A 6834-nucleotide genomic window follows, 5' to 3' on the forward strand; every position below is an offset into this window, starting at 1 on the left:
CTACCGCATGATCCACCGAAGTGTCAGCGGTTCGGTGAAAAGATTATACGAAATGAGATCAGCGGAGCGAACTTTTCGTTCGTGAGCACCGCACAAAGCGGTGCGACAAAATCCGCCAAAGATGGCCTTTTTGATGGGTGACGATCCACACAACCGGTGGAGAGAGCGATCCCGGGAACCTACAAAGTAGGTGGGCGCCGTATGAGAAAACCCACGGGTCTTCCCAGGGACAGCTCCCTAGGGATCATTAAGGCCCCGGGGAAAATGTTCTCCTGCCGGGAAGCGCAGACCGTCACGACCAATATAGGCTGACGATTGACCAAGCGCCAGAGAGATGGCCATGTTCGCCGGCTTAATTCGTCACAAAGCCCTGCCTGGGACAGGCGCGACACGAGGTTTCACCGCGCCTCGCCGCGGTGCCTTGCACAGGCTGGACTGTCTCCTTACGGTTGCCCATCAAAACCGAGGAGCAAGAATGCGTTTCGAAGGCACGGCGGCCTATGTCGCCGACAAGGATCTGATGGTGGCGGTCAATGCGGCGATCGCGCTGGAGCGGCCATTGCTGGTCAAGGGCGAGCCCGGCACCGGCAAGACCGAACTGGCCAGGCAAGTGGCGGCGGCGCTCGGCGTCGAGCTGATCGAATGGCACGTCAAGTCGACGACAAGGGCGCAGCAGGGCCTCTACGAGTATGACGCCGTCTCGCGGCTGCGCGACAGCCAGCTCGGCGACGAGCGCTTCAACGACATCAGGAACTATATCAACCGCGGCAAGCTGTGGGACGCCTTCGCCGCAGGCAAGAAGGTCGTGCTTCTGATCGACGAGATCGACAAGGCAGATATCGAGTTCCCCAACGACCTGTTGCAGGAACTCGATAGGATGGAGTTCTTCGTCTACGAGACCGGCGAAACGATCCGCGCCGCCGTGCGCCCGATCGTCATCATCACCTCCAACAACGAGAAGGAACTGCCGGACGCCTTCCTGCGCCGCTGCTTCTTCCACTATATCCGCTTCCCCGACGTCGAGACGCTGCACAGGATAGTCGACGTGCACTATCCCGGCATCAAGCAGAACCTGGTGCGCGCCGCATTGACCCAGTTCTACGAGATCCGCGACGTGCCTGGCCTGAAGAAGAAGCCGTCGACCTCCGAGGCGCTCGATTGGATCAGACTCTTGGTCGCCGATGACATCGCGCCCGAGGATCTGCGCGCCGATCCGAAGAATGCGCTGCCGAAATTGCATGGTGCGCTTTTGAAGAACGAACAGGACGTGCATTTGTTCGAGCGCCTGGCATTTATGGCGAGAAGGCAGGGGTGAGGAGCGGTCGGCCAAAGGCCGACGAAAAGCCAACGATTTGGCTTTTGGAGCGGCGAACGCCCGGAGCCATAGCGAAGGCCGGGCATACGCGTCGGACAGCGCTTTCCCGTTGCTGGACCGTTGCCGCCGGCCGGGCACCGAGGCAGCCTAGGCATAAAGCTTCGGAAGGGAAATGAAATGACCGGGATTACCGTCCGCCCACTGGCACAATCCGACCACGCCGACTGGCAGCGTCTGTGGACTGCCTACCTCAACTTCTACGAAACCAGACTGCCGGAGGAGGTCTACGCCGTCACCTGGAAGCGCCTGTTCACGGCGGGTGAGTTCGAACCGAAGGGGTTCATCGCGTCCCTCGACGGCAAGGCGGTCGGCCTGACGCACTATCTCTATCATCGCTCCTGCTGGTCGCAGGCGAACAATTGCTATCTGCAGGACCTGTTCGCCGACCCGGATGTGCGCGGCAAGGGCGTCGGCGCCGCCCTGATCGAAGCGGTCAAGCAGGAAGCCGGCAAGGTCGGCGTCAAGAACGTCTACTGGATGACCCACGAAACCAACACCACAGCGCGCAAGCTCTACGACCACGTGGCGCGGCGGACCGGCTTCATCGAGTATGATCTGCTATAGGCAATGCGATGTTCATCCCCTTCTTCCTCGAACTGAAGGCAGCGCGGGTTCCGGTCTCGCTCCGGGAATATCTGTCGCTGCTTGAGGGGTTGGAGGCGGGGCTGGTCGACTATGACGTCGAGGGATTTTACTATCTCGCCCGCTCAGCACTGGTGAAGGACGAGCGCCACATCGACCGTTTCGATCAGGTCTTTTCGCACGTTTTCAAGGGCGTCGAAGCGCTGGCTGGCGAAAACGCGGTCGATGTCGAAAACATTCCGGAGGAATGGCTGCGCCGGCTCGCCGAAAAGCACCTGACCGACGAGGAGAAAAAGCTGGTCGAAGCGCTCGGCGGTTTCGAAAAGCTGATGGAAACGCTGAAGAAGCGGCTGGAGGAACAGAAGGGCCGCCACCAGGGCGGTTCGAAATGGATCGGCACCGGCGGCACCTCACCCTTCGGCGCCTATGGCTATAATCCCGAAGGCGTTCGCATCGGCCAGCATGAAAGCCGCAACCGCCGCGGGGTCAAAGTCTGGGACAAGCGCGAGTTCAGGAATTTCGACGATGCCGTCGAACTCGGCACCCGCAACATCAAGGTCGCGCTGAAGCGGCTGCGCCGCTGGGTGCGCGAAGGCGCCGAGGAGGAGTTCGACCTGCCCGGCACCGTCCACGCCACGGCCGAACATGGCTATCTCGACGTGCAGACGCGACCTGAGCGACGCAATGCCGTGAAGCTGCTGATGTTCTTCGACGTCGGCGGTTCGATGGACGACCACATCAAAAGCGTCGAGCAGCTGTTTTCGGCTGCCCGTGCCGAATTCCGCCAGCTCGAATACTTTTACTTCCACAACTGCCTTTACGAAGGCGTTTGGAAGGACAATCGCCGCCGCCATGCGGAGGTGATCCCGACCTTCGACCTCCTCCACAAATACGGCCCGGACTACAAGGTGATCGTCGTCGGCGATGCTTCGATGAGCCCTTACGAGATCGCGCATCCCGGCGGCTCGGTCGAGCACTGGAATCCGGAGGCCGGCGTCGTCTGGCTCGGCCGTCTGCTGCAGCAATGGCCGAACGCGGTATGGCTCAACCCGGAAAACCAGAAGAACTGGGGTTTCACCCATTCGATCGCCATGATCCGCGATATCTTTGGCGGCCGCATGTTTCCGCTGACGCTCGCCGGGCTCGAAGCCGCGACGAAGCAACTTTCAAGGAAGCACTGAATGGATTTCCGGCAAGCAAGACAGGAAGGCCGATGACCTGTTTCCTCTGCCTGCAATGTGGCGTCCAGTTCACGGCGGCAGCCGCGCCGCCAGACCATTGCCCGATCTGCGAGGACGAGCGGCAATATGTGCGCTGGGAGGGCCAGGCCTGGATCACGCCGGAAGAGCTCGCCGCCGGGCATCGGATCGTGATCAAGGACGACGCCGGTCTGCTAGGCTTCGGCGTCGAGCCGCGCTTCGCCATCGGTCAGCGGGCGCTGCTGGCGCAAACGGCGTATGGCAATGTCCTGTGGGACTGCATCTCGATGGTCAGCGACGAGGCGGTGGCCGAAATCAACCGACGGGGCGGCCTGGCCGCGATCGCCATTTCGCACTGCCATTATTATTCGGCAATGGTCGAGTGGAGCGAGGCGTTTGGCGGCGTGCCGATCTACCTGCACGCCGATGATCGCAAGTGGATCATGCGGCCGCATCCGGCTGTTGTCAGTTGGGAAGGTGAGACCCGCGTCTTAAGCCCCGCGCTGACACTTATCCGTTGCGGCGGTCACTTTGCCGGTGGCCAAGTGCTGCACTGGAAACGCGAGGGCGGCGACGCCATCCTGGCCGGCGACATCTTGCAGGTGACGCCGACTCGCCGCCATGTCAGCTTTATGTACAGCTACCCCAACTACATCCCGCTCAATGCGGCGAAAGTGCTCGGCATCGAGGCTGCGCTGGAGCCTTTCGCGTTCGACCATATCTATGGCGCATGGTGGAACCAGAACGTCATCGGAGATGCAAAGACGGCATTTGCAGCGTCGGTTGCGCGGTATCTCACGGCGATCGCCTGAGGAATTCTTCGCGGCAGGATCGGAAATGCCGGCAAACGCCGTAACAAATGCCTATTTGGGCGAACTGGGGGAAGACAACCCCAATAGCGGCATGAGCTAAGAGGCAAAAATGGATAGTCACACCTACCCCGTAACCCGCACCGATGCCGAATGGCGCGCCCGGCTGACGCCGGAGCAATATGCGGTGATGCGCAACCACGGCACCGAGCGGCCGGGCAGCTGCGCCCTGCTCCACGAGAAGCGCGCCGGCACCTTTTCCTGTGTCGGCTGCGACCAGCCTTTGTTCGAATCCAAGCTGAAGTTCGAGAGCGGCACCGGGTGGCCGAGCTTCAACGATCCGGTGCCCGGTTCGGTCGAGACGACCGTCGACCGCAGCTATGGCATGGTCCGCACCGAATGCCATTGCGCCCGCTGCGGCAGCCATCTTGGCCATGTCTTCGAGGACGGGCCGCCGCCGACCGGCCTGCGCTATTGTATCAATGGCGTCGCGCTGAAATTCGAGCCGGCCCGCTGATAGGAATTCGACGGTGGCAAAGGACGGCTGCGGCCGCCCTTTGCCGGGCAGCACTTTCCTGTCAGATCACCACCACCAGGATCAGCCACAGCACAGCCCCCAGCGTCATCAGCGAAGCCTTGACGCCACCGGATTTTTCGGCGGTCCGCCACACCGCAAAAGTCAGGAAGAAATTATACGGCACCGGCGCGAAATGCACCGCCAGAACGAGAGCGAGCGGCAGCTTCAGCCCGAGGAGGATGAGCGCCAGCACCGACACTGCGACGTTGATCGCCGTGCCGACAAGGACAAGATCGCGCCAGAACAGCCGATCGAGCGGGGCCGTGCCTTGCCAGCGCGAGCGGAAGAAACCCGCCGCGCGGCCTGCCTCGCCGTCTTCGCCTTCGAAGGTCTCTGGCGCACTCATCGATGCGGCTTTCTCTCATTCGATAGCAGAGATGTCCAAAGCGGCAAGCCTGTCAACGCAACTCGATCATCGGCACGCAAGCGTATGATCTGACAGATTGTCATCAAACGGTCGTGAAACCTTTCTACGTCGCCCTTGTCGGCATCTCGGCAAGGGCATCTTACCGGAATTTGCCGCCTCCATCATCCAGTCGCCTGACAGGGAGGTCTTGAGATGAGCGATAATGTCTACAACGTGCTGTTTCTTTGCAACGCCAATTCGGCGCGATCCATCATGGCGGAAGCCATCCTCAATCGGATCGGTGCCGGCAGGTTCAAGGCCTTTTCCGCCGGTTCGCAGCCGAAGGGCGAGGTCAATCCCTTCGCACTGCAGCTGCTCGAAAGCCTCAATTACGATACGAGCTTCGCGCGTTCGAAAGGCTGGGACGAGTTTGCCGAGCCCGACGCGCCGGAAATGAACTTCATCTTCACGCTTTGCGACAGCACCGCAAACGAATCTTGTCCGATCTGGCCGGGTCATCCGATGACCGCGCTCTGGTCTATACCGGACCCAGCCAAGGCGGACGGCACCGAAGCCGAACTGCACCTTGCCTTTGCCGATGCCTATCGCATGCTCAACAACCGCATTTCGCTGTTCACCAATCTGCGGGTGGATGCACTCGACCATCTGGCGCTGCAACAGCATCTCGATGCGATCGGCCGGGATACGGCGAAGCCGAACTAATGCATGTCGCCCAAAAGTGCGCAGCGGTTTTGGGTAACGACATGCATAAAAACAAAACTAAAGCGCGTCGCACGAATCGCTTCAGCCGCGACGCGCTTTAGGCCCAAGCCGCCGACAGGCAGGCGAATTCACGAACCGGCTTCGCCACCCTCGCCGAGAACCTCGGCAACGGCGCGCTCGAAGCGCGATGCTTCCGTCACCAGCCAGTCAGTTATGGCCGGCAATTGGTCCTCGGCAAAGCAGTTCACCCGCCACAGCGAATTGATGCCGAGGCCCTCGCAAAACTGTTCCGGCCTGAGCTTCAACCTGTCTTCGATCGCCGGCTGGAACGGCTTCAACCGCGACCAGGCTTCCGTGGCACCGAACTTCTCGTTGCGGCCGAAGAAGACGCCGACATGGTTCTGGGCCGGCGCGACATACATCGAAAGGACCAAGGCGAAGTCTGGCAGCCCGCGCTGCCAGAACCAGGGTCCGCGCCGCGCCATCAGAGCCCTTTCTTCCGGATGCCGTTCCGAAAAGACCGTCCAGAAGCCGCGTTGGCGGAATTCAGAGGCGCGGCGGACGCCAAAGTCGAATTCGCTCATGGTTCGACCCGTTGAGGGCGCCGCAACCGGCGCCCAGGGCTGTTACCAGCCTTACACCATGCCGAGAGCGGCTTTGTAGAGGTCGAGGATGGTTTCCTCCTCTTGCCGCTCGGCCTGATCCTTCTTGCGCAGCCGGATGATCGACCGCATCGCCTTGGTGTCGAAGCCGGTGCCTTTGGCCTCGGCGAACACTTCCTTGATGTCGTCGGCGATCGTCTTCTTCTCTTCCTCGAGCCGCTCGATGCGCTCGATGAAGGCTCGCAGCTGGCCGGCGGCAACAGTCTGGCTGGTTTCGGTGATGTCGTCGGCCATTTTTTCTCCGCGTCGTTTTCCATGCCGCGACTCAGGAACTGTCGCGGCGAATTTGCAGCGGTTCGATGCCCGACCGGGGGCGACCGGTCAAGCTGTTATCGATGCGGCATGGAGGGCTGCCGCCAGACGCAGACAACTCTGCCTGGGCAACATTTCTGTCTCATCCGAATGCGATCAGCAGATCCTTGGCGTCGATCTGGTCGCCGGCCTTGACCAGCACTTCGGCGATTGTGCCGTCGCGCTCGGCATGCAATGCCGTTTCCATCTTCATCGCCTCGATCGACAGCAGCACGTCGCCGGCCTTGACCGCCTGGCCGGCGGCAACGG

The 6834-nt window shown here is 61.2% G+C and carries 9 protein-coding genes and 1 other RNA gene; 6 read left to right on the plus strand and 4 right to left on the minus strand.

The window, feature by feature from the left end; genetic code table 11:
- Window positions 1-138 precede the first annotated feature (138 nt).
- Window positions 139-294: non-coding RNA, 6S RNA (gene ssrS / locus EOA86_RS16220), on the minus strand.
- Window positions 295-475: 181 nt separating this feature from the next.
- On the opposite strand from ssrS, the gene EOA86_RS16225 reads away from it, so the two are divergent.
- The 5 genes from EOA86_RS16225 (at window position 476) to msrB (ending at window position 4482) form a co-directional block, all read left to right on the plus strand.
- Window positions 476-1315 (plus strand): MoxR family ATPase, encoded by an 840-nt coding sequence (locus EOA86_RS16225; RefSeq protein WP_095518014.1) that lies wholly within the window; start codon window positions 476-478, stop codon window positions 1313-1315.
- A gap of 177 nt (window positions 1316-1492) precedes the next feature.
- Window positions 1493-1939 (plus strand): GNAT family N-acetyltransferase, encoded by a 447-nt coding sequence (locus tag EOA86_RS16230; protein ID WP_128342548.1) that lies wholly within the window; start codon window positions 1493-1495, stop codon window positions 1937-1939.
- 8 nt (window positions 1940-1947) lie between these two features.
- Complete coding sequence (locus EOA86_RS16235) at window positions 1948-3138, plus strand: VWA domain-containing protein (RefSeq protein WP_128342550.1); 1191 nt, start codon at window positions 1948-1950, stop codon at window positions 3136-3138.
- Between the two features lie 32 nt (window positions 3139-3170).
- The gene (locus EOA86_RS16240; RefSeq protein WP_128342552.1) at window positions 3171-3968 is read left to right on the plus strand and encodes an MBL fold metallo-hydrolase; all 798 of its coding nucleotides are present in this window, start codon (window positions 3171-3173) and stop codon (window positions 3966-3968) included.
- A 109-nt stretch (window positions 3969-4077) separates the two neighbouring features.
- Window positions 4078-4482 carry a peptide-methionine (R)-S-oxide reductase MsrB gene (gene msrB, locus EOA86_RS16245; protein WP_128342555.1) on the plus strand — a complete coding sequence of 135 codons (405 nt, stop codon included), beginning with the start codon at window positions 4078-4080 and terminating at the stop codon, window positions 4480-4482.
- Between the two features lie 61 nt (window positions 4483-4543).
- On the opposite strand, the gene EOA86_RS16250 is transcribed toward msrB, so the two are convergent.
- Entirely contained in the window at window positions 4544-4888 is a 345-nt protein-coding gene (locus EOA86_RS16250) for a hypothetical protein (protein WP_128342557.1), read from the minus strand.
- A gap of 213 nt (window positions 4889-5101) precedes the next feature.
- On the opposite strand from EOA86_RS16250, the gene EOA86_RS16255 reads away from it, so the two are divergent.
- Window positions 5102-5611 carry an arsenate reductase ArsC gene (locus EOA86_RS16255; RefSeq protein WP_065011224.1) on the plus strand — a complete coding sequence of 170 codons (510 nt, stop codon included), beginning with the start codon at window positions 5102-5104 and terminating at the stop codon, window positions 5609-5611.
- Window positions 5612-5739: 128 nt separating this feature from the next.
- On the opposite strand, the gene EOA86_RS16260 is transcribed toward EOA86_RS16255, so the two are convergent.
- Complete coding sequence (locus EOA86_RS16260) at window positions 5740-6195, minus strand: hypothetical protein (RefSeq protein ID WP_128342559.1); 456 nt, start codon at window positions 6193-6195, stop codon at window positions 5740-5742.
- Between the two features lie 51 nt (window positions 6196-6246).
- Window positions 6247-6507, minus strand: coding sequence for a DUF2312 domain-containing protein (locus EOA86_RS16265; protein WP_023800031.1), 261 nt, complete (start codon window positions 6505-6507; stop codon window positions 6247-6249).
- Window positions 6508-6834: the final 327 nt, after the last annotated feature.

The sequence above is a fragment of the Mesorhizobium sp. M5C.F.Ca.IN.020.32.2.1 genome (genome assembly GCF_004023105.1).
GTDB classification, from domain to species: Bacteria; Pseudomonadota; Alphaproteobacteria; order Rhizobiales; family Rhizobiaceae; genus Mesorhizobium; species Mesorhizobium wenxiniae.